Genomic DNA, 25,153 nt, shown 5'->3' with positions numbered 1-25,153 from the left:
TCACAAAACTGTCATTCACTTGCTCCAGCCGCACACAATTCTGTTTCAAAGCGTACCGCCTGACGCAAAGCAACTGCACTGCTTCACCCTGTCATCAAAAGCCCTACATTTTTATTTAATTCAATAAAATCAATAGCTTAAATACTGGCATGTCTTTTGCCCTAGTCCCTTCAAGCCAGTTCTACTCTGCGGTGTGCTGGCGAGCTTTAGAAGACAAACAAGCAACAACCTTTAAAAACTAAAACTGGAGGGTTGATCTTATGATCAGCAAAAAATTAGTAGCAGCTTCCATCTTGGCAGCAATGGGGACTTCGGCACACGCAATCGGCTTCAAGGCTGGCGAATGGGAAATGGACCTTTCAGGTTCAGTAAACGCGTACTACAACACAACCAGTTGCGACAACGCCGGTGCAGTTGCCAGTGGCGCATTGGGTCTTTGCGGTGGTGCAGGAACTGGTCAAGACCAGACATCAATTCAAAACGGTTTGCTACCTGGCTTCATCATTTTCACAGCATCCACCAAACAAGCAGGATATGACCTCAAAGCCGTAATCTCCATTGACCCGGGTACCACTAACAACAACGGAGCTGCTGGTGGCGTGGGTCAAAACGTGGGCGATCAGCGTCGCGTGTTCTTGCAATTCGGAAACGAATCAATGGGTACGATCAAGGCTGGTCGCGACATCGGTCTATTTGGTCAAAATGCGATTCTGAACGACATGTCTCTGTTGGCGGTTGGCGGTGGTTCAGGGTACAACGGTGCATTGAATACAACCTTGGGCGGCATCGGATCGGGTTATATTTACACTGAATTCCAGCCACAGATCACTTACACTGCACCTGCAATCGGTAACCTGACGTTGTCAGGCGGTGTTTTCCAGCCAAAGGACCTCAACGGTGCCACAGCCCAAGAGAATGATTCTCCAGGCATGCAAGCATTGGCCTCCTATAGCCTTGGCGACAAAGGCAAATTGTGGGCAGCCTTGATTAATCAATCCCAGTCCGGCGTTGCTGCCGCTCCAGACTCTGACCTCACCGGCTTCGAAGTAGGTGGCACGGTTAATCTCGGTGCGCTGGCACTGACTGGTAACTACTTCACTGGCGAAGGCTTGGGAACCACACTGATTGGTTTTGGTGGTCGTGACGCCGCTGGTGCTGAGCGTGATTCAGACGGATACTTGGTACAAGCAACCTACAAAGTTGGCAACACCAAGTTTGGTATTAACTATGGCTCATCGACACTTGATTCCACAGCCGGTGATCGAGCCGCAAATGCCATCATGCTTGAAGAAACAAACCAGATGGTTCTGGGCGTTTACCATAACCTGACTCCAAGTCTGACCATCGCTGGCGAGTACATCACCAATGAACAAACCTACCAGTTGGGCGCTCCTGCAGCAAAAGGCGAGTCCAACACCATCGCCGTAGGTGCAATCCTGTTCTTCTGATCGTTAACCACCCTCCGTTAACGATTGTCCTAAGGCGCGAACTCAAAAGGTTCGCGCCTTTTTGCATGGTGTTTCAAACTGCAACAGTTTGAACATTCAAAACACCTTGGCAAACACTCATTTCCCACATTGTAAAAATACCGACATGCAGGCCCGCAAGGCACAGGAATTGCTATTTAAACCTTGAGGACAAACAAACCGGCGCAAGCCAAGTTCTTCACCCAAGCCATGTGCCAAGGTGCATTTTAATAAAGCAAAAGGAGGATATTTCATGCAGTGGACTACACCATCATTCGTTGACATGCGTTTCGGTTTCGAAATCACCATGTACATCGCCAACCGTTAATTTGACGGTTCGCACAGCCCCGGATAGCCTTTGAGGCTAGCGGGGTTTTTTTTACCCCTGAAAAAAGCAACTATGAAAATCAAAGTTCTGGGTTCCGCAGCAGGCGGAGGGTTCCCACAGTGGAACTGCAACTGCACCAACTGCCAGGCTGTTCGGGCCAAAGCGCCCGGGTACACCGCGCGCACCCAGTCGTCGATCGCAATATCCGACGGGTCTGCGAACTGGATATTGGTGAATGCATCGCCCGATATACTCACTCAAATCAAAAGTACCCCTGAACTGCAACCCAACCGTGGCCCACGCGACACGGGCATCTCTGCCGTCATTTTGATGGACGCGCAAATTGACCACACCACCGGCCTGTTGATGATGCGCGAAGGGAAAACACCCATGCGCCTGTTCACCACCCCCGCTGTGTGGGAAGACCTGACCAACGGTTTACCCTTGGTGCCTACGCTTGGGTTTTATTGCGGTGTGAAGTGGACTCCACTGTGTACCGAATGCGATGAATTTTTCTCAATCAGCCCGCTGGACAGCATCAAGATCAAATCAATCCCGCTGATCAGCAAAGCCCCCCCCTACTCCCCCAGCCGCTACGCCCAACGCCGTGGCGACAACATCGGTTTGTTGATTGAAGACACCAACACTGGCAAAAAAGTGTTTTACGCCCCTGGACTTGGAGAAATTACGCCCGACATTCTGCCCTATATGCAACAAGCCGATGTGTTGATGGTGGACGGCACCTTCTGGACCGAAGATGAAATGATCACACAAGGTTTCTCGCAAAAACTGGCTGCCGACATGGGTCATTTACCTCAAACTGACAAGCCGGGCAAACGGGGCTCAGGCATGATCAGCCAGCTGCGCCAGTTTGAAAACCAGCGCAAAATCCTGATTCACATCAACAACACCAACCCGATTTTGTACGAGCATGGCGACGAGCGCGCCATTCTGGCCGAGAATAGAATTGAAGTGTCCTACGACGGCATGGAGATTCTTGCATGAGCAGCAACAAAGCCTGGAGCAAAAAAGAGTTCGAAGAACGCTTGCGCGCCAAGGGCGACCGCTACCACATTCACCACCCATTCAATGTGGCCATGCGCGAAGGCAAACTGAGCCGTGAACAACTTCGCGGCTGGGTGGCCAACCGCTTTTATTACCAGGTGTGCATTCCGCAGAAAGATGCGGCTGTGATGGCCAATTGTGACGACCGAGAAACCCGCCGCCGTTGGGTGCAACGCATTCTTGACCACGATGGCTGGGAAGGCAATGCTGGCGGCATTGAAGCCTGGAGCCGCTTGGGCGAAGCCGTGGGCATCGACCGCGAAGTGCTGTGGGGCCAGCAGCTGGTGCTGCCCGGTGTGCGCTTTGCCGTAGACGCTTATGTGAATTTTGCACGCCGCGCGCCCTGGCAAGAGGCGGTGTGCTCGTCGCTGACTGAAATGTTTGCACCGGAAATTCACAAGCAGCGCTTGAGCAACTGGCCCAAAGACTACAAGTGGGTGGCACCTGAAGGTTTGAATTACTTTCGCTCACGAATCAGCCTGGCCCAACGTGATGTGGAGCATGGCCTTGAAGTAACGCTGAATTATTTCAAGACCCGCGCACAGCAGGAACGCGCGCTTGAAATTTTGCAATTTAAACTGGACGTGTTGTGGAGCATGTCAGACGCGATTGCGCTGTCTTACCCCGACAAACCCGCCAAAACAAAACAGAAAAAACAATGAACACCGAGACCATTCCAAGCCTGCCGGAACACCCGAAACTGAACCGCTTGTTTCGCCTGCAATACGAAGAGGCGCAAAAAACCCATGTGCTGCTGTACCCCGAGGGCATGGTGAAACTGAACCAATCGGCCAGTGAAATTTTACTGTTGTGCGATGGCAGCCGAACGGTGAATGACATTGTTGCGGCGCTTGAAGCCAAGTTCAACGCAAGCGGACTGGAAGCCGATGTGCGCAGCATGCTGCAGGAAGCCACACGCCGAAACTGGCTGGACGCATGACAGGCCCTGGCGACAACAACACACGACCTGCTGGCCCCCTTTGGCTGTTGGCTGAACTGACTTACCGCTGCCCGCTGCACTGCGTGTTTTGTTACAACCCTGTTGATTACAAAACCAACACCAATGAAATGAGCACCGCCGAGTGGAAAGACACCATGAAACAGGCCCGCGTGCTGGGCGCGGTTCAGTTGGGCTTCTCGGGTGGTGAGCCGCTGCTGCGCGAAGACCTTGAAGAACTGGTGGCTTATGGGCATGAACTGGGCTATTACACCAACTTGATCACCTCAGGCATCGGCCTGAAACCCGCACGGCTGGATGCCTTGAAAGCCGCCGGCCTTGACCATATTCAAGTGAGTTTTCAAGACGCAACCCAGGCCGCAAACGATGCACTCAGCGACACAAAAACCTTTGCCAGGAAGCTGGAAATTGCCACCGCTGTAAAAGCGGCTGGTTGGCCCATGGTGCTGAACGTGGTGCTGCACCGGCTGAATCTGGATCACATTGATTCAATCATCGAGTTGGCGGTGAAGCTGGGCGTTGAATACCTTGAGTTGGCCAATACCCAATACTACGGCTGGGCCTTTCAAAACAAAGCAGCCCTGATTCCAACCCACGAACAGTTAAAGCACGCCGAAGAACGTGTGGCCGCATGGCGCGAAAAACTGGGCAACAGCATGAAGCTGTTATTCGTGGTGCCCGATTACTTCGAGAAAACCCCCAAGCCCTGCATGAGCGGCTGGGGCAATGTATTTCTCAGCATCAGCCCAGATGGCACCGCGCTGCCTTGCCAAGCCGCGCGCATGTTGCCGGGCTTTGAATTTCCAAATGTAAAAACCAGCACGGTTGAACACATTTGGTATGAAAGCGATGGTTTCACCCGCTACCGTGGCGATGCCTGGATGAAAGACCCCTGCCGCACCTGCCCCGACAAAACCAAGGATTACGGCGGTTGCCGCTGCCAGGCCTACCTGATCACCGGCGACGCCACCAACGCCGACCCGGTGTGCCGCAAATCGCCCGATCATGAAAAAGTAATCGCGTTCGTCGATGCAGCCCAGAGGCGCGACAACCCCAACAACTACCTGAAAGTTCAAAAGCCCGAACAGCAAGCATTGGCCGACACCGCCGAGGTGCCCGTGGTATGGTATCGCAGCGATCACAACAGCTTGCACCTCAGCAAAAACGGCTCTTGAACACCAACAACACCGCAACCGACACCACCATCCGCCTGCACGCACAGGGCCTTTCATTCTCCTGGGGAGAACGGCGGGCACTGAGCAATGTCAGCCTAGATTTGAACGCAGGCGAAATGTTTGGCCTGCTGGGCCCCAACGGCGCAGGAAAAACCACACTCATCAGCTTGATAGCCGGCCTGATCACACCCGACCAGGGTGAGCTCTCGGTGCTGGGTTACAGCACCCGCAGGGCAGCCGACCTGGCCCGCAAAAACCTGGGCTTTGTATTTCAATCGGTGTCACTGGACCGCTTCATGACCGTGGAGGAAAACCTGCTGTTTGCGGCAGGCCTGCAAGGTTTGAACAAAACGCAAGCCAAAGCAAACCTGGCACACTTGTACACCATTTTTCCAATTCAGGCCTGGTTAAACCGCACCGTGGGAAGCCTTTCAGGTGGACAAAAAAGACTGGTGGACATTGCGCGCGCCATGGTGCACAAACCCGGGGTTCTTATACTCGACGAACCCACCACCGCACTGGACGTACCGTCGAAGAACAGTGTGTGGCAAACCCTGAAAACCTTGCAGGCCATCGACGGGCTGACCATTTTTATCGCAACGCATTTAATGGACGAGGCCAACAGCTGCGACCGGGTGGGGTTTCTCCACCAAGGCGAATTGAATTGGCTTGGTACACCCGCGCAAGCGCTGGATGAATTGCCCGACCAAAGTGTAACCAGCGTGCGCACAGCCACCCTGGCTGACTGGTTTGTGTGGAAAATGAATGGCGGAGCCCACTGAGATGTTGATGCATTTTTACTGGGCGGTGATACGCCGTGAAAGCCAAAAGCTGTTGAAGCAACGGGACCGCCTGGCAGCAGCCATGGTACGCCCGGTGCTGTGGTTGTGGATTATTGGTGGCGGCATGCAAGCCTTGGCTGGTGGTGATTACACCGCACGTTTGCTGCCTGGCATTGTGGGCATGACACTGCTGTTTGGCGGCATGGTGGGTGGCCTGAGCATTGCGCTGGACAAAGACGCAGGCACCATGCGCTTGCTGGTGACCGCCCCAGTCAAAACCCATCACATACTGATCGCAAAAACACTGGGTGCAGCCATTGGCGCATTGGTGCAAATGGGCCTGTTGATCGCCCTGCTGCTGGCTCTTGAAGGCCTGTACACCTTGCTGTTTCCTCTCGGGTTTGATTTGCAGGAAATACTGCCTTGGGTTGGCCGCACCTTGTGGCCACAACTGCACGTGCTGCTGCCCGGAGCCGCCTTGGCTGCTTTGGCCTGTGCTGCCTTGGGTGTACTGTGCGGTACTTTTGCAAAAAGCATTGATGGTTTTGCTGTCATGATGAATTTCGTGATTTTTCCGGTGTTCTTTTTCAGTGGCGCTTTGTACCCCATCGACCCCATGCCCGCACTGGCGCGCTGGGTAGCCTTGGTCAATCCATTTTCTTACTGTGTGGACCTGCTTCGCCACGCCTTCAGCAGCCACGCAGAATTTGGCTTGATGTTTGCCACCTTGGTTCTTGTGGGTGCAACTGTGGCGATGCTGATTGTCGCCACCTGGAAGTTCTCGCAAAGTGGTGCAGCAGTGCCGTTGAATCAATAAAATACTATTTTTGAATAGATTTTATAGAGAATAACTCTATATTTTATAAGCACGACCGTTCGTATTTTTACCTACAATACCCCTCGTACACATCCATTCTTACAAACGGACCCACGAGGACGACATGAAACAATCCCCTTTTCAAATCAAAACGATTTGCGCGGCCATCGCAAGCTTGACTATTGCGGGTACCGCCCAAGCAGCCGGGTTTGCCCTGCTTGAACAAAACGCCAGCGGTGCTGGTGTGGCTTATGCAGGCAAAGCAGCCATTGGCGAAGACGCCAGCGCAGCCTGGTTTAACCCAGCCAGCATGAGCCGCCTGAAAGAACGCCAGGTGGTGTTGGGCGGGCATTACATTGACCTGAACGGCGAGGTCAACAACGAAGGCAGCACCGCCGCACCAGGTCGCCCCTTGGGCAGCAGCACAGGCGAGTTTGGCGATGAAGGCTATATCCCCAACTTTCACCTTGTTGTGCCTTTCAATGACCGCATCAACTTTGGCCTGTCTGTGGCCACTCCCTTTGGTCTGAAAACCGATTTCCAGCCCGATTGGTACGGTCGCTTTCAGGGTGTTACTTCTGACATCAAATCAGTCAACATCAACCCCTCCGCGTCGTACAAAGTCAATGAACAATGGTCAGTGGGCGCGGGTGTATCTGCACAAAAGCTGGATGCCAAGCTCAGTTCACAAATCAACTACGCGCCATTTGGCGGTACTGAAGGGTTGACCACCATTGCCGGCGATGGTTGGGGTTACGGCTTTAACCTGGGCGTGATGGGTCAGGTAACGCCTGCGACACGTGTGGGTGTTGCCTACCGCTCAGCAATTGAGCAAGACCTGGAAGGCAATGTCACCTTCGACAATGTTGCACCGGCAGTTGCGGCTCTTTTCGCCAACAGTGAACTCACTTCCAAGATCCGACTGCCTGCCTCGCTGGCCATTTCATCGGTGACTGAGCTGACACCCAAGTGGCAACTGTTGACCGACGCCACCTGGACTGAATGGAGCACGATTCAAAAGCTGGATTTTCAGCGCCAGAACGCCCCAGCAGGTGCTGCGCCATTGACAGTGCAAGACTACGAATGGAAAAACAGCTGGCGTTTTGCGGTGGGCGGTATTTACAAATACAGCGACACCATCAACCTGAAAGCCGGTTTGGCGTACGACATCACACCGGTGCCCGATGAGCGTCGCAAAGTGCGCTTGCCCGATGAAAACCGCATTACTTTTGCAGTGGGCTCACAGTACAAGTTCGACAAAGCCACCACCTTTGATGTGGCCTTTCAGTACGTGATGCCCGACAAAGCGAAAATTGACAGCACCGAAGGAAACCCTGCTGCAGGTCAGCAAACGCGAGTACTGGGTACTGCTGAAGGTGATGCATTCATTCTTTCTGGTCAGGTGTCGTACAAGTTCTAAAAGCTGTAGACGAAAAAATGCCCGGCACCAGGCCGGGCAGAAAAGACGCATTCGTTTAGGAGACTCTCAAACCGCCACAACTTTTTCCAGCTCCCAATCAATGCCGGAAAAAGGTCCCAAGGAGCAATTTGATCAAACCGTTTGCGTCAATAAGTTCCCTGCGGAGCAGGCAGAAAACTTGGGGGTGAAAATGACAACACTTCTAAAACGCTCTACTACTTCACTACTCACCAAACCACCCCACAAGGGGCAGTTTGGTGTACTTCACAAACTGATTACTTCATCAGCTTGAATACCCACACGGAACCACCTTGTTCAAGGTAGTTCACCTTGCTGGCTACATCACCGCCCCACAGGGGAACGGCACCGCCCCAACCAGACACAACAGCCACGTACTGCTGACCGTCTTTGCCTTTCCAGGTTACGGGAGGAGCAACCACGCCTGAACCCGTCTGGAACTTCCAGACTTCCTTACCGGTTTTGGCATCCGCCGCCTTCAGGAAACCTTCTGGAGTACCCCAGAACACCAGGTTACCGCCGGTCGTCAGAACACCACCCCACAGAGGCGCGTTGTTGGTGATTTCCCATTCGATCTTGCCGGTCTTGGGGTTCATCGCACGCAGTGCGCCGATGTAGTCAAAGCCAGGCAAAGTCTTGATGGTGAAACCGGCGCCCAGGTAAGCCGCACCCTTCTTGTAGGTGATTGGCTCGTTCCAGATTTCCATGCCCCACTCGTTGGCAGGAACATAGAACAGACCTGTGTCAGGGCTGTAGGCCATTGGCTGCTGGTTCTTGCCACCCAGGAATGAAGGGGCGGAGAACACTGTTTCGCCTTTCTTGCCGTCAATCTTGGTGGGGTCACCAGGGCGGTTGGCGGGGTCGAAAATCGGGCGACCTGTCTTCATGTCGATGCCCTTGGCCCATGTGATTTTCTTCACAAATGGGAAGGCATTTTCCAGCTTGCCGGTGGTGGCGTCGTTCACGTACATGAAGCCGTTGCGGTCAGCTTTCGCACCAACACGCTTGCCATTCATGTCAAAGGTCACGAACTCGTTCACACCGTCATAGTCCCAACCGTCGTTCGGTGTGGACTGGTAGTGCCACTTGATCTGGCCGGTTTTTACATCAACTGCCACTGTGGATGTGGAATACAAGTTGTCGCCAGGGCGCAGGTGGCTGTTCCAAGGCGCTGGGTTACCAGTACCGAAGTAAGCCAAACCTGTTTTGCTGTCATAGGAGCCACCCAGCCAGGTTGCTGCACCGCCGGTTTTCCACATGTCGCCTTTCCAGGTGGCATTGGTGGTACCGGAAATTCCAGCTTCCTTCTTGTTGCCGTCTTTGTCCCATGTATAACCCATGTGGCCTTCAACGGTTGGGCGCAGCCATACCATTTCACCAGTCTTGGCATTGCGTGCTTCAACACGACCCACTACACCGAATTCGCCACCCGATACACCTGTCAGCACCAAACCATTGGCGATGATGGGTGCAGCAGTGTTGGAGTAACCCGCTGCATAGTCGTCAATCTTGTCTTTCCACACCACCTTGCCGGTGTTCTGGTCCAGGGCGATCAACTGGGCATCCAGTGTCGAGAAAATCACCAGGTTGTCATACAGGGCGGCACCGCGGTTCACCACGTCGCAGCAAGGCATAATGCCTTCTGGCAGGCGGTGCTCATATTTCCACAGCTTTTCACCTGTCGAAGCATCCAGTGCGTAAATGCGTGAATAGGAACCGGTGACAAACATCTTGCCGTTGTGAATCAGCGGCTGGCTTTCCTGGCCACGCTGCTTTTCACCACCGAACGAGAATGACCACGCTGGAACCAGCTTGCCCACGTTCGATACGTTGATGTCTTTCAATGGGCTGTAACGCTGACCCTCTGTACCAATACCCCAGGACAATACGTCGCCTGTGGATTTGGCATCGTTTTGAATCATTGCGTCTGTCACATTGGCCGAAGCCACTGCGGGAATCGCCAGTGCGGTTGCTACCATCGCGCTAAGCAGAGTTTTGCGCATTATTTGTTTCTCCTCTCATCATCCGTTACTTTGAGGTTCTCGCCCCTCGTTTGCAGAGTCGGGGCTACCCACAGAAACCTAGCGCAAGCTTCATGCCAAGTAGAATATTTCATCTAAATAAATTTTTTATTCAATAAAATCAGTGTGTTACAAAAACACCCTCATTAGAGTGATTTCATTGATCGCGATAAGCAAAAAAAGAGACAGTTTTGTGACATTGCAACAGCTCACCTGTTCAGCAACACACAAACTGTCCCTTTTTGACACACTTGGTACAGCGTTAACCCTTATGCTCTCCGCTCAAAAACCGCCCAAAGCCTGCTTTTCATACAAAGGGTACAAATTGGTCACATTGCGGTAAAACTCAGCCGGGTAGCCTGCAAAGTTTCGGAATCGCTCGGGGGCACCTTTCTTCATCACATCATTCATTTCCTCGCCCATATTGGCCGCGTCGGTCAGTCGTTTGTCCAGCCAACTCAAGTAATCCAGGGTTTGGTCAATGGCCTCAGTTCCCCAACTCAAGGGGCCGTGGCTGGGCACCACCACCTTGGGCTTCATGGCTTGCAGTGTTTTCAGGCTTTCTATCCACGGTTTCAGCTGGGCATGCGGGGTGGTCACAATACGCTTGTAAAACACCAGGCCACCGGCCCACATCACTTTGCTTTCCGGGTCAAATAACACCAGGTCCGAATCGGTGTGACCTTTCAATTCAAGGGTTTGAATTGTCTTATCGCCCAGTTTATTGAAGTTGCCCGGCAGTATGGTTTGCACGGGAAATACGCTTTCAGTGCCCTTCATCCAGTCGCCACACAAACGGTACAAGTTGGTTTCATACAAAGCCGCTTCGGCTTTGATGCCTTGCATGGTCAACTTCGTGGCGGCAAGCGCCTCTTTCGGGTAAGCCTGATTGCCCAAAAAATAATCCGGGTGAAGGTTCAGTGCCACCACCTGCTTCACTGGTTTGTTCTTGCTGACCGAGTTGATCAAGGTCCGCTGTTGCTCGCCATAAATACGCGAGGTTCCGGTGTTGATGACGTACACCCCCGAGTCGTCCATGTAAAAACCGGTGTTGATGATGTTGCAGCCATTGGCCTGAGAAAAGTCATCGTTCGCACCCGCAATCACATACCAGCCACCCGCCAGTTTGGTGGCTTTCAAACCGTAATCAAGGGTAGCTTTGTCAGGTGTTGGTTTGGCAACATTGGGCAGCTCAGCCAGCGTAGGGGCAACAAGAACAATGAACGTGGATGCGGCAAATATCGCGCGCACAGCTTTAAACAGATTCATTGGGTAACCTTTGCATCAATTCGGTTGCCGTTGTTGTCGCGCCCTACCAGGCTGATTGGGCCCACCGGTTTCTTGTCAAAATCAAACGAAAACAAAGGGTTCTCCGACACAGGCTCAAAGGGGTAAAGCTTGGCCAGTACTTGTTTGTTCTTGTCTTGCAAAATCATTTCTTCAATGTAAAAGGCGGGCACGCCGGCCACCAACCCCGTGTCCATGGGGTGCGACACCTGCACGCGCAGGCGTGCGTCATCCCGCAACTGGTTGGCATCAAACATTTTGCCAGCCACCTTGTTCAAGGTTTGTGGCCAGCTGCCATCGGCCCGTGTTGCGCCAGGCACGGTGCAACCCCCGCCAGACGCTTCAATAAAGGCATAGCCCACATGCCACACACCATTTTCAGTCAGGGCTGCAACGCGAATGGGGCTGGCTTGCTCCAACTTGAAACGAAAATTCAGGGCAGGCTTGGCTTTCTCGGGAATGAACTCCAGCACCTTTCGAATCGGGTTTCTGTCCACCAGCACCACGATTTTTTTCACCTTACCGAGTGCGGAAGCATCGAATGACACGGGCACATTCATGGCATCTTCGGCGAACAAGGGCACCGTGACCTTGATGCGAGAATCAAACACGGTTTTTGCATCGGCATCGAAGAACTGGCCTTTCATGTCAGGCCACTGCATGGAACCCAGCGGGTCTCCGCCAGTCAAATCGCCTTTGACTGCGCCAAGTTCGGCGGGTGCTGCAAGAACCGGGCTGGCGAAGAAATTGCTCACCAGCAAGAAACCGCTCAAGAAAACCCCTAGCGGGGTCATTTTATTAATCGATTGTTTTGTAACGCTGAACATCATGATTACTTGTCTCCTGCATTTTGTAATCTGTCAGAATGCAAGCAATCGACATGCCTGTATCCGCAAATGCTCAATTTAAAAGTATCCGCCCGCTGGAAAAAAGACGATGGTCAGTTTGTTGAACTGGACCAGCGCATGTTGAACACCCTTAAAACCATTGACTCGGAAGGTTCAATCTCGCTGGCCTGTAAGGCGCTGGGCATCTCTTACCGTACCTTATGGTCGCAAATCCAGCAATACAACCTCATGCTGGGTGAAGAACTGGTGGCTACGCACGGACGCGCGGGGGCATGCCTGACCCGGTTCGGTCACAAGTTGATCTGGATGGTGGAGCAAGGCAATGTGCGCGTGGCACCCGACCTGGGTACCGTGGGCGAGCAACTGAACGCCGAATGGCTGGATGTTGATCAAAACAAACCCTGGATCAGCCTTGCGCTGAGCGACGACCTGGTGCTTCAGAACTTGTTTCAAAACACTGCGCTGTACAAAAAGCTTCAACTGTCGCTGCGCTGGTCGGGCAGTATTGCGGCGCTCTCGGCACTGCACCGCGGTGAAGTGCGCGTGGCCGGCTGCCACTTGCCTGTTGGCCTTGAAGAACACTCCCATGTCCATCACATCATGCGGCGCTGGTTGCGTGGTTCCAACCTCAGTGTGATTGAACTGTTCGAGCGCGACATCGGCTGGATGAGCCGCCCAGCCACCAAGCCCCCCACTCTGGAGGATGTGGCCCAAAGGCGTGCCCTGCTGGTGAACCGCAACTCGGCTTCATCCACTCACCACCAACTTGATGCCTTGATTACCAAGGCCTGCCTGAAGGCAGAAGACTTGCCGGGATTTTTTCACGAAGAGAACTCCCATTTGGCAGTGGCCTGTACGATTGCAGCGGGACACGGTGATTTGGGCTTGGGCATTCGAGCTGCGGCTGACCATTACGGCCTGCAATTCAGGGCAGTGTCCAAAGAGCGTTATTTTTTGGTGTTGCACAACAGCGATTTGCAATACCCGGCACTGGACATTTTGCTGCCTTGGTTGCGCAGTGCGGAAGTGTTGGAACACGTCAAGAATGCGGCAGGCTACAATCCATTGAACCTGGGAAGAACACAGGCACTGGAATTGTTTCTCAACGAAATTCAGGCGAACTAACCCCCCTTTTTGGTGTGTCAAAACTGTGCAGCGCAACAAAATTATGCAAATAATTGCATAATAAATTCAAAATCCTTCTGCCACCCTTGCTCCAAGTCCGGCAAATTTATTCCTGATTGCTTTTCAAGCCAGATCGACTTTCGGAAAAGAACTTCCGGAAATTGTTGGCAATCGACGCTGGCATGCCCATTGCGCAAAGCGCCCTACCACCATCAACATTAAAAAGGAGTTAGGGACATGAATATGGTTGACGAATTAAAACTGGGCGTGGCCTTTCCATTCAAAGCAAAGTACGACAACTTCATCGGCGGCAAATGGGCCGCGCCCAAGAACGGACAATACTTTGACAACTTAACCCCAGTCACAGGCCAAGTGCTTTGCAAGGTTGCTCGCTCTCAAGCTGAAGACATTGAACTGGCGCTGGATGCTGCGCATGCAGCGAAAGACGCTTGGGGCAAACGCTCACCCACAGAACGCTCCATGATTCTGAACCGCATTGCCGACCGCATGGAAGAAAACCTGCGCCTGATCGCCGTGGCTGAAACACTGGACAACGGCAAACCGCTGCGGGAGACCATGGCTGCGGACATTCCCCTTGCGATCGATCATTTCCGTTATTTCGCAGCCTGTATTCGCGGCGAAGAAGGCAGCATTTGCGAGATAGACCACCAAACCTACGCTTATCACTTCAATGAACCACTGGGTGTTGTGGGGCAAATCATCCCCTGGAATTTTCCAATTCTCATGGCAGCCTGGAAGTTGGCACCTGCATTGGCTGCCGGCAATTGTGTGGTGTTAAAGCCTGCAGAACAAACACCAGCATCGTTGCTGGTGGTGATGGATTTGATTGCTGACTTGCTGCCGCCCGGCGTGCTGAACATCGTGAATGGGTTTGGACTGGAAGCTGGCAAACCACTGGCGAGCAATCCGCGTATTTCAAAAATTGCATTCACCGGTGAAACATCCACAGGCCGACTGATCATGCAATACGCCGCACAAAACCTGATTCCAGTCACGCTGGAATTGGGCGGAAAATCACCCAATATTTTCTTCTCTGACATCATGGACGCAGACGATGCATTCTTTGACAAAACCCTCGAAGGTTTTGCCATGTTTGCATTGAACCAAGGCGAAGTGTGCACATGCCCGTCACGCGCACTGATTCAGGAGGATATTTACGATGCCTTCATCGAACGCGCCATTGAACGGGTAGGCAAAATCAAACAAGGCAACCCGCTCGATGAAAGCACCATGATCGGCGCTCAAGCTTCCTCAGAGCAACTGGAGAAAATCCTGAGTTACATCGATCTGGGCAAACAAGAAGGCGCCAAGTGCCTCATTGGTGGCGAGCAGAACAAACAAAGCGGCGACTTGGCTGGCGGCTACTATGTGAAGCCAACCGTGTTCCAGGGGCACAACAAAATGCGTATTTTTCAGGAAGAAATTTTCGGCCCCGTGTTGTCGGTGACTACCTTTAAAGACGAAGCCGAAGCCCTGCAAATTGCCAACGACACACTGTACGGTTTGGGCGCAGGGGTGTGGAGTCGGGATGGCGCGCGCGCTTTCCGAATGGGCCGTGCCATTCAGGCTGGCCGCGTGTGGACCAATTGTTACCATCTCTACCCGGCACATGCCGCCTTTGGTGGCTACAAGCAATCGGGCATTGGCCGCGAAAACCACAAAATGATGTTGCACCACTACCAGCAAACCAAAAACCTGCTGGTGAGCTACAACCCCACCTCCTTAGGCTTTTTCTAAGCGCATTGATTGAATTGGCTCACACCGCTCAATTCCAATGGGATTGGGCGGCATTTTCATTGATGTGGAGAAAAGAATGGTAAACCGAGTCAGCGCAAGCCCTCAGGCACTGGAATTGATCGCGACCTTGAAAGCTCAGCATGGTGATGTGATTTTTCATCAAAGTGGCGGTTGTTGTGATGGCAGCGCACCCATGCTGTTTCCTCGCAACGAGTTTCCCTTGGGTGGATCAGATGTCAAGCTGGGGGACATTGGTGGCGTGCCCTTTTACATGAGCAAATCGCAGTTTGCCTATTGGGAACACACGCATTTGACCATTGATGTGGTGAAGGGTAACGGTGGAATGTTCAGCCTGGAACGCCCCAGTGGCATGCGATTTCTGACCCGCTCTCGGCTGTATTCGGATGAAGAGTTTGCGGCGTTGTTGCCGGTTGAAAATGCGGATTCACGAGATTACTAAAGTCATTCAATAGTTGCATTTGCAAAGTCGCATGCCCTCCTCCGCCTGAAAGCCTGAATACGCCCGGTTTGATTCGTAGCGAGGGGCTACCTACAAGGTGTCTGCGCACTGCGCAGCCCCCAAGGGTCATCCACAATTGACCCAAAGTTCAGTAATGAAATAATACGCATCACTTCAAACGACACCTGTCAACATGACCCAAGTCAATGTGCTCTCGGAAATTCTGGGAGTCACCGCCCCTGTATTCGCGATGGTCTTCATGGGCTTGCTGTTACGCAAGGTCAAACTCATCAACGACTCGTTCATTCAAACCGCCTCCACCCTCACCTACAAAGCCACCATGCCAACGCTGTTCTTCCTGTCCATTTGGCAGGCCGATCTGCAAAGCGCATTCAATGCCAAATTGGTACTTTTTCTCTGTGCTGCAACGGTGTCGGGTTTTCTGGCCAGCTGGTGGTGGGCCTCCCGCTTTGTTCCCTATGGTCAACGCGGGGTGTTTGTTCAGGGTGCTTTCCGGGGCAATTGTGGTGTGGTCAGTTTTGCGCTGGTGGCCAGTTACTACGGCGACTACGGCCTGTCAGTGGGCGGTGTGTTGGTTGGCTTTACCATTTTGTTGTTCAATGTGCTGTCGGTGTTGATTCTCTCTATTTACAGCCCCACCCTGAAATTCAGCCCAGCCGCAGTGGGTAAGGAACTGCTTAAAAACCCTCTTATTATTGCGGTGGTGCTGGGCATGTTGGCCAGCGCAATCCAGCTTTACATTCCCCAGTGGCTGTTAAAATCGGGCGAGTACTTTGCCGGGCTTACTCTCCCACTGGCGCTGATCTGTGTGGGGGGCACACTTTCATTGGCCGGGGTCAAGGCCTCGGGCATGTCAGCCACGCAATCAAGCGCCATTAAAATTGCAATACTGCCCGTGCTGGCCTGCGCTGCTGCATGGGCCATAGGCATTGAAGGGCGAGACCTGATCATTCTCTGGATGTTTTTCTCAAGCCCCACTGCAGCCGCCAGCTTCGCAATGGCTGTGGCTGCCGGCGGCGACGGCAAGTTGGCCGCCAACATCATTGCGCTCACCACGCTGGTGTCCATCGTCTCCATGACGATCGGCATTTATGCACTCACCGCCCTGGGTCATTAAGGTAGCGGGTTAAACTCAAGGTCAAAAGCAAAAAACCATCCACAGGTAGCAGTACATGAACAGCCCCACCGCATGCCAAGTGACAATGACGCCCCAGCGCGAGTGGGCGTTGCTGCTGATTCTTGCTGGCATACAATTCACCCACATTCTCGACTTCATGATCATGATGCCGCTGGGGCCACAGCTCACGCAGGCTTTTGCAATTTCCGATGCGAAGTTCGGCCTGCTGGTGTCCGCCTACACTTTCGCGGCCGGTGCCTCGGGTTTGTTGGCCTCCTTGTACATTGACCGGTTTGAACGGCGCCGATTGTTGTTGATTTTGTATGTGTTGTTTACCGTGGCCACTTTGGCCTGCGGCCTTGCGCCCACCTATGAAACGCTGATGAGCGCCAGAATCGCTGCCGGGCTTTTTGGCGGAATTTTATCGGCGATGATTCAAACCATTGTGGCCGATGTGGTGCCCTTCGCGCGCAGGGGCAAAGCCATGGGTGTCATCATGACCTCATTCTCCGTGTCTACGGTGATGGGTGTGCCTCTGGGTCTTTACGTGGCCGCCAATTCGGACTGGCACACCCCCTTCTTCGGAATTGCCGGCATCAGCTTTGTATTGGCGGTGGCCGGCTGGTACGTCATTCCGACACTGCAAGGCCATTTGCATGCGCGGGGCGAAACCGGCCCACTTCAGGGCATTGCACAGGTGCTTCGCGATTCGAATCACCTGCGTGCGTTCCTGTTTTCGTTTTGCATGATCTTCGCCGGGTTTTCAATCATTCCGTACATCACGATTTACATGCAAATCAATGCAGGGCTGACGCCTTCGGACATTCCGGTCATTTATCTGGCTGGCGGCGCGGCGACCTTGTTCAGTGCGCAAATCATCGGCAAGCTCAGCGATCGAATTGGCAAATTGAAAATGCTGCAAATCATCGCCGGTGTTGCAGTGTTGCCCATGGCATTGATTACTGTGACTGCGGGCCTGAGCATGACAGTCATTCTGGTGATCACCACGTTCTTCTTTGTGTTTGTCAGCGGAAGAATGATTCCAGGCATGGCTTTGGTCAGCGCAGCAGGCAATCCGAAAAACAGGGGCACATTCATGACCCTGAACTCGTCCATGCAATCTGCTGCCATGGGCCTTGCCGCCTTGGTGGGTGGCATGGTGATCTCGCGCAATGCAGAGGGTCTGATCGAAAACTTCTGGATATGCAGCGTGATCGCGATCTCGTTTAACTTGACCGCACTGTTGATTGCAAAGCGTCTGAAGGTCTATCAGTAAACGGCTTAATCGTGGCTTAGCTGGCCATGCGGCGAATAATCGACGACACCACCAAGCGCAAACCTTTGATCTCTTTGACTTCCAGCGGGCGCTTTTCTTTCAGGTCCTTGTCTTTGCTCAATTCTTCGAGCTTGTGTTCAATTTCTTTCAACAGCTCAAGTTGTTGCTTCATGATCATTTACCAATAGAATCGGGTACGCGAAATATACACGCAAGCAGCTGCGCATTGGATGACACTTTTGTGACAACTCCGGTGCGCCACTTTGCAACAACAGCAGTGGATTGATCCTTGCTTGTCTCTTCAGGCAATTCCAATCCAAAACGACAACCATGACGCTGCATCAAGCCCTCGCCGCCGCTTTCTCACTACTTGTTTGCACCGCCACGTTTGCCAGTTCAGGCAAAGAATGGCCGGTATTTGGCGGCAATTGGGATCATCAGCGGCACAGTCAGTCAACACAAATTACGCCTGGCAACGTCGGGCAACTGGACTTGGCCTGGGAGTTTGACACGGGTGTGTCATCCAGCTTTCAAGCCACACCCATCGTGGTGAACGGCGTCATGTTTGTGTCGCTGCCGTTTAACCATGTGGTGGCCTTGAAAGCCGACACTGGAAAATTGTTGTGGCGTTACACACACAACAGGATCAAAGACCGACCCATGTGCTGCGGCCCCGCCAATCGGGGCGTGGCCGTGAGTGATGGCAAGGTATTCATGGGCACAGTCGATTCACGCCTTCTGGCACTGGATGCACGCACTGGCCAAAAGCTTTGGGACATCGATGTTACCAAAGGCGAACAAGGTGTGCAGGAAGATGCCGCCACACTGGGGTCGCAACTGGACACGCAGGGCGGAAAACTGGAAGTGTCGGGTGCATCTGGTGCAGGCATCAACATGGCGCCCATGGTATTCGATGGCAAGGTTATTGTGGGCATTACCGGTGTGGGCTATGGCTTGCACCTGGACTCGCCCGATCCCGATGCGCCACTCGGTGCGGTGGTGGGTATTGCGGGCAACTACGGGCGCCGTGGTTTTATGGCCGCTTACGATGTTAACACCGGCGCAATGGCGTGGAAATTTGACACGGTTCCCGACCAAGGTTGGGAGGGAGAATTCACAAAGGCCACCCTTGATGGCGTGGTGTTACCGCGCAATATTGAGGAAGAAAAAGCCAAAGCAGCTCAATATCCCGATGCCTGGAAATTTGGCGGCGGATCAGCCTGGAGCACACCCGCCATTGACCGGGACAATGGCATTTTGTATTTCGGCACGGGCAACCCTTCACCGCAAATGGAAGGCTCATCGCGGCCGGGAGACAACCTGTACACCGCCTCCTTGGTGGCGCTGGATGTGCGCACCGGCAAGCTGAAATGGTTTTACCAGCAAGTGCCGCACGACATGTGGGGTTACGACGTGGCCAGCCCACCGGTGTTGTTCACCACCAGGCATGAGGGCCAGGCGGTGAAAGCTGTTGGCCAGGCAGGCAAAACTGGTTGGTTTTATGTGCACAATCGCATCACGGGTGAATTGTTGTTCAAGAGCGAGGCCTTTGTACCGCAGCACAATATGTTTACCCTGCCCACTGAACAAGGCAATGTGATTTACCCCGGTGTTATAGGCGGCTCCAACTGGTCGCCTGTTTCAGTGGATGAACAACGCCGCATGGTGTTCATCGCCGGCATTCACTGGCCGGTGAAGTATCAATTGCACGAGCTGAAAGCGAAAGGCAACAAGCCCGCACTGAGGTATTCTTCGATGTCACCAATTGAAGATGGAGAAAAATACGGTTTGCTGTCAGCCATTCACTTGGACACAGGCAAACTTGTATGGCAACACAAAGTGAATGCGCCTTTGATTGGTGGTGTACTCAGCACACAAACAGGTTTGGTTTTTTCAGGTGAAGGCAGTGGTGAGTTTTTTGCACTTGATTCAATCACGGGCAAACGTGTGTGGCAACACAACAATTCAGCGGGCGTGAATGCACCACCCATTGCCTACGAAGTGGATGAAAAACAGTTTTTGGCAGTGGCTGTGGGTGGCAACAAACTGTTTGGTTTCAAGCAGGGACAAACCATCAAGGCTTGGGCACTGCGGGTTAAATAAGCAGCCAATGATTGTCCAGCTCCAATGGCCTGCTGAACTCAACAGCTAAACTACCCAGCCACACCTGCTCTCCTTCGGCAGCCAAGGCACACGCGGCATTCGCAGCCCGTGAATGCAATAGGTTGCCTTGCATATCGAAATGCCCGGCAGAATTATTCTTGGTGCAGCTGATCACAAAGCCCTGGGGGGTGGCAACAATGTCGCCGGCGTAGCCCTTCACACCCGCCGATTCATTCACCGTGCGCAGTCCGTTTTCATCAAGCAAAGCCAGTACCGGTGCAGCATCCCTAAGGGCAGCATTGCCGTGGTGTGCCTGCATGGCAATGCCCACCACACCACTGGCGTGTACCGCCATGTGTCGCAAACTGAGTCGCGTATCACTCAAGGTCCATTGATTGAACACCTTTCCCGTTCGGGGATGCAAAGCAACCAGCGAAGAATCCATGGGCAGTTGATTCAACTGGGTTCTGCCCATGTCTGCATGCGTAGGTATTCCGCCGTTGGCCACCAACAAAAAAGGTTCATCAATGCCCAACCCACCCTTGGGCAGCACCAGCATTTCATGGGGATCTTTGCCCAGCGTGGGCCACACATCCAGCAACTCGAAGGTATGGCGGTTTCGCACGGCCAATGCACCAGTGCCGCCGAGCACATCGGTTTCTGTGGTGTAAAGCCAATCGCCATACACGGCGCTGTGTCCGTTCAAATGCCGGTCTTCTTCCTGCCAAACGCGCGAGGTTTCAGCACTGCGAATATTCAGGCGCAACAACCAGTCACCGGGGCGGCGAGCGATCACCAAATACTCATCGCCCTGCAGGTGCATTAAACCGTGCGGGCGTGTGGGCAAATCGACTGCCGTGGTTACGGTATAAGAAAGCGCTGCACCTAGCCCGGCTGCGTTGAGCACACCCACCTGATAGCCCGCATTTGGAAGTTGCCAGGCTGCCAATAAACGGGCCTGACGAGTGTGGGTTGCAAGTTCGGCAGGCAGGGGCAAGGCCATGCTCAAGGCCAACGCACTGCTTTGAACCAAAAATTGCCGACGCGAATTCAACACTGGATCAATCACCATCAGAAGATGAAAACTGAATAGACACTTTCAAACCCTTGGCCACCTCGCTTTCCAAAAACCCCTTGAGCACCTTGAGTGCTTTAACTGACTGTTCAACACTGGCTGGCTTTGTGATGTCGTTGGACCGCATGGCCACAGCCACAGCACTGCTGTACTTCACCAAGGTGTCGGCCAGTTCAATTTTCCCCAAGCCGCGCAAATAAGCCTCCAGCGGGATCACTTGCGTATTGGCCTGCGGCACAGTTTGGCCAGTCACCATCAACAAATGTTCTATGCCCTGCCACTGTGCAGCCCATGCTTTTTCGGTCAAATGAAATTCTGAAAATGGCCAATGTCCTGCAGGCGCCATGTTTGCTCTGGCTTCATCCTTGTTCTTCAAGAGCGGCTTTTCCATGCGCTCCCAAGCCAGGTTGTGCGTGGCTCCAACCAACTGGTTGAAATACAATTGCATGCCTGCACCCAGCGCCTGTGCGTCGTCTTGATTGGCTTGCGTTGCACTGGTTTGCCACCTTAAACCGGCCACAGTGCGTGCAATGTCGAGCACTACCTCGTGCGCGTAATTGCACTGGGGGGTGCCCGATTTGAAATCATTTTGCGTCAACAAATACTCAAGGGCAGGAAAACCTTTTGCCGGGCTTCCGATCAGGGCCATGGCTTGCGCGCCTTGCGGCTGTTTTTTGATTGCACGCTCAAGCAAGTTCAGGCGCAAAGGTCGAAAATCGATTTGGCGCACCGTGTTGTTGTCCAGCATGGGCCCCATCACCACCGCCGACAGTTCCAGCCAGGCCAGGTAGGCCTTAGCATATTGCCCCTGTAACTGTTGCATGTTGGCAGGCTGCGCTTTTCCACCCGTTTTGCAATATTGCGCCGTGGCCACACTCAACGCCTCGAGTTGATCACGCAGCACGGCAGTGTCCTTGTTGTGGTGGTGTATCGCCACACTATTCAATACCTCTGCCACCTCGTAGTAAGGAAACAGCATCGTGCTTCGGTCCACGGGTTTTGCAGCCACGGCTGAATTGGCAAAATTAAGCACCACCAACAACACGAAGGCCAACACTACCCAGACCAGTCCGCGCAACAGGCCAGTTTTCAATTCATGCTGATGTTGGGGATTCATTACAAAGACTCCACGAAACGAATCAGTGCTGAACGATCTTCCGCCGAAAAATTCATGAAGCGGTTCTTGCTTTGCTCGGCTTCACCACCGTGCCAGAGAATGGCTTCTTCAACACCATCGGCGCGACCATCGTGCAACAAACGCATGTGGTTGTTCACATCGGGAATCAAGCCGATTCCCCACAAAGGCGGTGTTTTCCACTGGCGGCCATTCGCTTTGAAATCGGGGCGATTGTCGGCAAGGCCTTCGCCCATGTCATGCAACAACAAATCGGTGTAGGGCCAAATTTCCTGTCCTTCCAACGCTTTGCTGCTCAAGGCCGGGAAAGGCACTTTGCCTGTGGTGTAGGAAGGGCGATGGCACACGGCGCACTGCGCTTGCTCAAACAACTTTTGACCCTTTAACACTTGCGCATCATTCACGTTGCGGCGGGCTGGTGGTGCCAACACGGCTTGATAAAACACAATCTCGTTGAACAGTTTGTCGCTGAGTTCAGGCTCGCCGTTCTCGGAACCGTTGGGTGCCTGCACACAGTCTTTCTGGGCAGGTGTGCAATTCTCGGAGGGAAACAAACTGCTGGTGATGCCGATGTCACCCAGAAAAGCGCCGCCGGTTTGATGCGCCAGGGTGGCCACATTGGCCTTCCAGCCAAAGCGGCCCAACATGTCCTTTTGTGCATACGCATCCCAAACCCGGTTGGGCACACCCTTGATTGGGCCGGGCTGTGCCGCCTGCCACTTGGCATTGTTCAAAACATCCTTTTCCTCAATGGCTTCCAGCAAGCCCAGGCCAATCACCTGTGGCGCAATTCGAGGGCTCACCATCACTTGGGGGTGCATGGGGCCATAGCCCAAATCAGAGAAAGAATAGCTCGGCTTTTTCAACACATAGGGTGTGCCATCCGGGTACTTGCCACGTAACTCTGTAATTTGAATGTGCACCTTGCCTTCAGGCTTCACGCCCGCAATGGCAGCGTTGTTGAACTGATCGCCATACACAGGGTCGGGCACAACACCATGTTTGGAATCGTTACCGGGAATGGACAGGCGAAACAAGAGGTCCACCGGTTGCTCAGTGCTCAGTCGATCCAGAATTTCGGGCGGCTTTCCTCGACCGTCCTGTATGTGGCAACCACCGCAGGAACGTGCAATGAAATGCGGACCCAGTCCGTCACGCGCAGTGGTCGATGCAGGGGCCTGTACCCAGTTGCGTTTGAAAAATGAATTGCCAATGGCAAATCGCGTTCGTTCTTCATCGGGCAAATTGGCGGCGGGAAATGAAAAGGCGTTTCGGCCATCGGCAAACACGGTGACGTCCCCTGCAGTGCGGGCAGTCATTCCTTCAACTGCGGCCCATGCCGCCCCGGCAAGCAACAGGGTTCCCCCTGCCAAACAAACAGCTACTTTCATCAGGGCAAGGTCAGGGTAAGTTGGGTAATGCCAATTGCATTGGCCGATTCAACCAGCAAGGTGCTTTGCTCAACCAGGCTATCCACGGTGGCTTTCACGCGTTTGGGCCCAGGTGCGTTTGCACCACCAATAATTTCCCGGTCAAAGGGTGCTTGGATGGCACTTGCGGCCTTCACTGAATTCTGGATTTGCTGCGTGGTTTTCTTCGCAACTTCCGGTGCACGTGCCCCCACCAACTCGGCCAGAGAAGGCACTTTCAACACGGCCCCATCGGCCTGTTTGTAAGTGCCAGTCCACACATTCAAAATACCTTGCGCATTGGTCACTGCATCGCGGTGTGTGTTGTCTGAAAAACAGGAGTGCTCATCCTCTTGATCCTGACTGAACAAGGCCACTTCAAGGCGTTCACCAGCGAGCTCGCCGCGCGAGAGTGAACCCAAACCCACCAGAATTTTGCGAATGGATTCCTTGCCGCCCTTCTCAAAACTCGCGCGGAAATTGTCAGTTCTCTTGGGGGCCCAGGCCGATTGCACTGTTTGAAGATCATGGATCAACAAGGCGGTTATTTCGCGCAAATAAGCAGCGCGGCGTTCTGCATTCTGGCCTTTGCCTTTCACGTAATCGGTGTAAGGCCGATTGCCGGGGCCATTCTCATTCAAATCCTGACCCCACAGCAAAAACTCAATGGCGTGCCAACCGGTGGCAATGTTTTCTTCACCACCCCGCTCATTTTCTTCGATCAAGGCATCGCGGGTAATCTTGAATTTTGGATTGTTGATAAAACCACTGCGTGCATTGCCTTGCACATAGTCCACATACGACTCATCCATCGGCCAGGCATTGATCTGCCCTTCTGGCCCGTTTTCATCGTCGATCGGGCCACCATAAAAACGGAAAGCCTCTGTTTGCCCGTAAAACTCGCGGGCATTCAACCATGCTTTTTTTGCTGCATCCAGGCCAGCCTGGGAAGGCGCTTTCAAAAATGCATCAATGGCTGCCTGCATTTTCTGGGCTGCATTCACTGAATCGGTGTAATTGGCATACACCAATTGCCCATAACCCTTCACCACATCTTGATCGGTAGGGGCCGCCACGGCCACATTGCAAAATGCCAAAGCTAAACCGACAACCATCGCCTTGTGTTTGGCGTTGAACCACGAGTACGTCATAAGGACCTGAAACCTTTGAATCAATCAAAAACAGCCTATATGTTAATCTTAATGAGAATGATTTGCAATTAATAAGAACATCCGTTACACTTCGACTCATTCAACGCAGGCAATCTACTTTATTCCGGGCCACCATGAATTCCCTATCTACGCTGAAAACTGGCACTCCCCCCGCAAGCCACACTGAGCCAGCGGCCGCAGCGCCTTTGAATACAAAAACCCTGTTTCCACAAGGCAGCCGCGAACGGACCATTGTTCATGACAACACAGAGTATCGCTTGCGAATTACCGCCCAAGGCAAGCTGATTTTGACCAAATAATCTTCTCTCACCCTCAAA

At 53.2% G+C, this 25,153-nt stretch carries 24 protein-coding genes; 16 read left to right on the top strand and 8 right to left on the bottom strand.

Translation table 11 applies throughout. The features are described 5' to 3' along the window. The first annotated feature begins 260 nt into the window (after nucleotides 1–260). The 9 genes from HKT17_RS04305 to HKT17_RS04265 all read left to right on the top strand — a co-directional run bounded on the left by HKT17_RS04305 (nucleotide 261) and on the right by HKT17_RS04265 (nucleotide 8,011). Nucleotides 261–1,448: a porin gene (locus HKT17_RS04305; RefSeq protein ID WP_171098104.1), complete on the top strand. Its 1,188-nt coding sequence runs from the start codon at nucleotides 261–263 to the stop codon at nucleotides 1,446–1,448. A 271-nt stretch (nucleotides 1,449–1,719) separates the two neighbouring features. Then, nucleotides 1,720–1,794: a pyrroloquinoline quinone precursor peptide PqqA gene (gene pqqA, locus HKT17_RS15705; protein ID WP_083797182.1), complete on the top strand. Its 75-nt coding sequence runs from the start codon at nucleotides 1,720–1,722 to the stop codon at nucleotides 1,792–1,794. 72 nt (nucleotides 1,795–1,866) lie between these two features. Then, nucleotides 1,867–2,799 carry a pyrroloquinoline quinone biosynthesis protein PqqB gene (pqqB, locus tag HKT17_RS04295; RefSeq protein WP_171098102.1) on the top strand — a complete coding sequence of 311 codons (933 nt, stop codon included), beginning with the start codon at nucleotides 1,867–1,869 and terminating at the stop codon, nucleotides 2,797–2,799. Further along, entirely contained in the window at nucleotides 2,796–3,521 is a 726-nt protein-coding gene (gene pqqC, locus HKT17_RS04290) for a pyrroloquinoline-quinone synthase PqqC (protein ID WP_171098100.1), read from the top strand. The genes pqqB and pqqC overlap by 4 nt, the downstream gene beginning before the upstream one ends. Continuing rightward, the gene (pqqD, locus tag HKT17_RS04285; RefSeq protein ID WP_105028496.1) at nucleotides 3,518–3,799 is read left to right on the top strand and encodes a pyrroloquinoline quinone biosynthesis peptide chaperone PqqD; all 282 of its coding nucleotides are present in this window, start codon (nucleotides 3,518–3,520) and stop codon (nucleotides 3,797–3,799) included. The genes pqqC and pqqD overlap by 4 nt, the downstream gene beginning before the upstream one ends. Then, nucleotides 3,796–4,992 (top strand): pyrroloquinoline quinone biosynthesis protein PqqE, encoded by a 1,197-nt coding sequence (pqqE, locus tag HKT17_RS04280; protein WP_171098098.1) that lies wholly within the window; start codon nucleotides 3,796–3,798, stop codon nucleotides 4,990–4,992. The genes pqqD and pqqE overlap by 4 nt, the downstream gene beginning before the upstream one ends. Next, nucleotides 4,989–5,774, top strand: coding sequence for an ABC transporter ATP-binding protein (locus tag HKT17_RS04275; RefSeq protein WP_171098096.1), 786 nt, complete (start codon nucleotides 4,989–4,991; stop codon nucleotides 5,772–5,774). Before pqqE ends, HKT17_RS04275 begins: the two co-directional genes overlap by 4 nt. After that, nucleotides 5,758–6,591, top strand: a complete 834-nt coding sequence (locus HKT17_RS04270; RefSeq protein ID WP_205882499.1) for an ABC transporter permease — start codon at nucleotides 5,758–5,760, stop codon at nucleotides 6,589–6,591. The genes HKT17_RS04275 and HKT17_RS04270 overlap by 17 nt, the downstream gene beginning before the upstream one ends. A 124-nt stretch (nucleotides 6,592–6,715) precedes the next feature. Next, on the top strand, nucleotides 6,716–8,011 hold the full coding sequence (locus tag HKT17_RS04265) for an OmpP1/FadL family transporter (RefSeq protein ID WP_171098094.1): 1,296 nt from the start codon (nucleotides 6,716–6,718) through the stop codon (nucleotides 8,009–8,011). Nucleotides 8,012–8,286: 275 nt separating this feature from the next. Here the strand turns inward: HKT17_RS04265 and HKT17_RS04260 are convergent, their stop codons facing one another. The 3 genes from HKT17_RS04260 to HKT17_RS04250 form a co-directional block, all read right to left on the bottom strand. Continuing rightward, nucleotides 8,287–10,032 carry a PQQ-dependent methanol/ethanol family dehydrogenase gene (locus HKT17_RS04260; RefSeq protein WP_171098092.1) on the bottom strand — a complete coding sequence of 582 codons (1,746 nt, stop codon included), beginning with the start codon at nucleotides 10,030–10,032 and terminating at the stop codon, nucleotides 8,287–8,289. A gap of 300 nt (nucleotides 10,033–10,332) precedes the next feature. Then, nucleotides 10,333–11,319 carry a quinoprotein relay system zinc metallohydrolase 1 gene (locus HKT17_RS04255; protein ID WP_171098089.1) on the bottom strand — a complete coding sequence of 329 codons (987 nt, stop codon included), beginning with the start codon at nucleotides 11,317–11,319 and terminating at the stop codon, nucleotides 10,333–10,335. Then, entirely contained in the window at nucleotides 11,316–12,131 is an 816-nt protein-coding gene (locus HKT17_RS04250; protein WP_369907289.1) for a quinoprotein dehydrogenase-associated SoxYZ-like carrier, read from the bottom strand. The genes HKT17_RS04255 and HKT17_RS04250 overlap by 4 nt, the downstream gene beginning before the upstream one ends. Nucleotides 12,132–12,233: 102 nt before the next feature. Between HKT17_RS04250 and HKT17_RS04245 the strand changes: the two genes are divergently transcribed. The 5 genes from HKT17_RS04245 (at nucleotide 12,234) to HKT17_RS04225 (ending at nucleotide 17,942) form a co-directional block, all read left to right on the top strand. Next, nucleotides 12,234–13,310, top strand: coding sequence for a substrate-binding domain-containing protein (locus tag HKT17_RS04245; protein WP_171098085.1), 1,077 nt, complete (start codon nucleotides 12,234–12,236; stop codon nucleotides 13,308–13,310). Between the two features lie 237 nt (nucleotides 13,311–13,547). Continuing rightward, nucleotides 13,548–15,068 carry an aldehyde dehydrogenase gene (adh, locus tag HKT17_RS04240; RefSeq protein ID WP_171098083.1) on the top strand — a complete coding sequence of 507 codons (1,521 nt, stop codon included), beginning with the start codon at nucleotides 13,548–13,550 and terminating at the stop codon, nucleotides 15,066–15,068. Between the two features lie 76 nt (nucleotides 15,069–15,144). Then, entirely contained in the window at nucleotides 15,145–15,528 is a 384-nt protein-coding gene (locus tag HKT17_RS04235) for a DUF779 domain-containing protein (RefSeq protein WP_171098081.1), read from the top strand. A 193-nt stretch (nucleotides 15,529–15,721) separates the two neighbouring features. Continuing rightward, a complete protein-coding gene (locus HKT17_RS04230; protein WP_171098079.1) occupies nucleotides 15,722–16,666 on the top strand; it encodes an AEC family transporter in 945 nt (314 codons plus the stop codon). Nucleotides 16,667–16,721: 55 nt separating this feature from the next. Beyond that, complete coding sequence (locus HKT17_RS04225; RefSeq protein ID WP_171098077.1) at nucleotides 16,722–17,942, top strand: MFS transporter; 1,221 nt, start codon at nucleotides 16,722–16,724, stop codon at nucleotides 17,940–17,942. A gap of 16 nt (nucleotides 17,943–17,958) precedes the next feature. Here the strand turns inward: HKT17_RS04225 and HKT17_RS04220 are convergent, their stop codons facing one another. Beyond that, nucleotides 17,959–18,114, bottom strand: coding sequence for a hypothetical protein (locus tag HKT17_RS04220; RefSeq protein WP_168426918.1), 156 nt, complete (start codon nucleotides 18,112–18,114; stop codon nucleotides 17,959–17,961). A gap of 158 nt (nucleotides 18,115–18,272) precedes the next feature. Here HKT17_RS04220 and HKT17_RS04215 point away from each other — a divergent pair, with 158 nt between their 5' ends. Next, on the top strand, nucleotides 18,273–20,045 hold the full coding sequence (locus HKT17_RS04215) for a pyrroloquinoline quinone-dependent dehydrogenase (protein ID WP_171098075.1): 1,773 nt from the start codon (nucleotides 18,273–18,275) through the stop codon (nucleotides 20,043–20,045). Here HKT17_RS04215 and HKT17_RS04210 read toward each other — a convergent pair. From HKT17_RS04210 to HKT17_RS04195, 4 genes are read right to left on the bottom strand one after another with little or no spacing between them, the layout of a single operon-like run. After that, nucleotides 20,038–21,117, bottom strand: a complete 1,080-nt coding sequence (locus HKT17_RS04210; protein ID WP_205882498.1) for a DUF1513 domain-containing protein — start codon at nucleotides 21,115–21,117, stop codon at nucleotides 20,038–20,040. The two genes, HKT17_RS04215 and HKT17_RS04210, sit on opposite strands and share 8 nt — an antisense overlap. Further along, complete coding sequence (locus tag HKT17_RS04205; RefSeq protein ID WP_171098072.1) at nucleotides 21,107–22,237, bottom strand: imelysin family protein; 1,131 nt, start codon at nucleotides 22,235–22,237, stop codon at nucleotides 21,107–21,109. The genes HKT17_RS04210 and HKT17_RS04205 overlap by 11 nt, the downstream gene beginning before the upstream one ends. Further along, a complete protein-coding gene (locus tag HKT17_RS04200; protein WP_171098069.1) occupies nucleotides 22,237–23,646 on the bottom strand; it encodes a di-heme oxidoreductase family protein in 1,410 nt (469 codons plus the stop codon). The genes HKT17_RS04205 and HKT17_RS04200 overlap by 1 nt, the downstream gene beginning before the upstream one ends. Continuing rightward, nucleotides 23,646–24,815, bottom strand: a complete 1,170-nt coding sequence (locus HKT17_RS04195) for an imelysin family protein (protein WP_171098067.1) — start codon at nucleotides 24,813–24,815, stop codon at nucleotides 23,646–23,648. Before HKT17_RS04195 ends, HKT17_RS04200 begins: the two co-directional genes overlap by 1 nt. A 134-nt stretch (nucleotides 24,816–24,949) precedes the next feature. Here HKT17_RS04195 and hemP point away from each other — a divergent pair, with 134 nt between their 5' ends. Beyond that, nucleotides 24,950–25,135 carry a hemin uptake protein HemP gene (gene hemP, locus HKT17_RS04190; protein ID WP_171098065.1) on the top strand — a complete coding sequence of 62 codons (186 nt, stop codon included), beginning with the start codon at nucleotides 24,950–24,952 and terminating at the stop codon, nucleotides 25,133–25,135. Nucleotides 25,136–25,153 lie beyond the last annotated feature (18 nt).

Origin of the sequence: Limnobacter sp. SAORIC-580 (assembly GCF_013004065.1) — a bacterium.
GTDB classification, from domain to species: domain Bacteria; phylum Pseudomonadota; class Gammaproteobacteria; order Burkholderiales; family Burkholderiaceae_B; genus Limnobacter; species Limnobacter profundi.
Note: the sequence above shows the minus strand (reverse complement) of the source record. Positions and strands in the feature narration are given on the sequence as shown.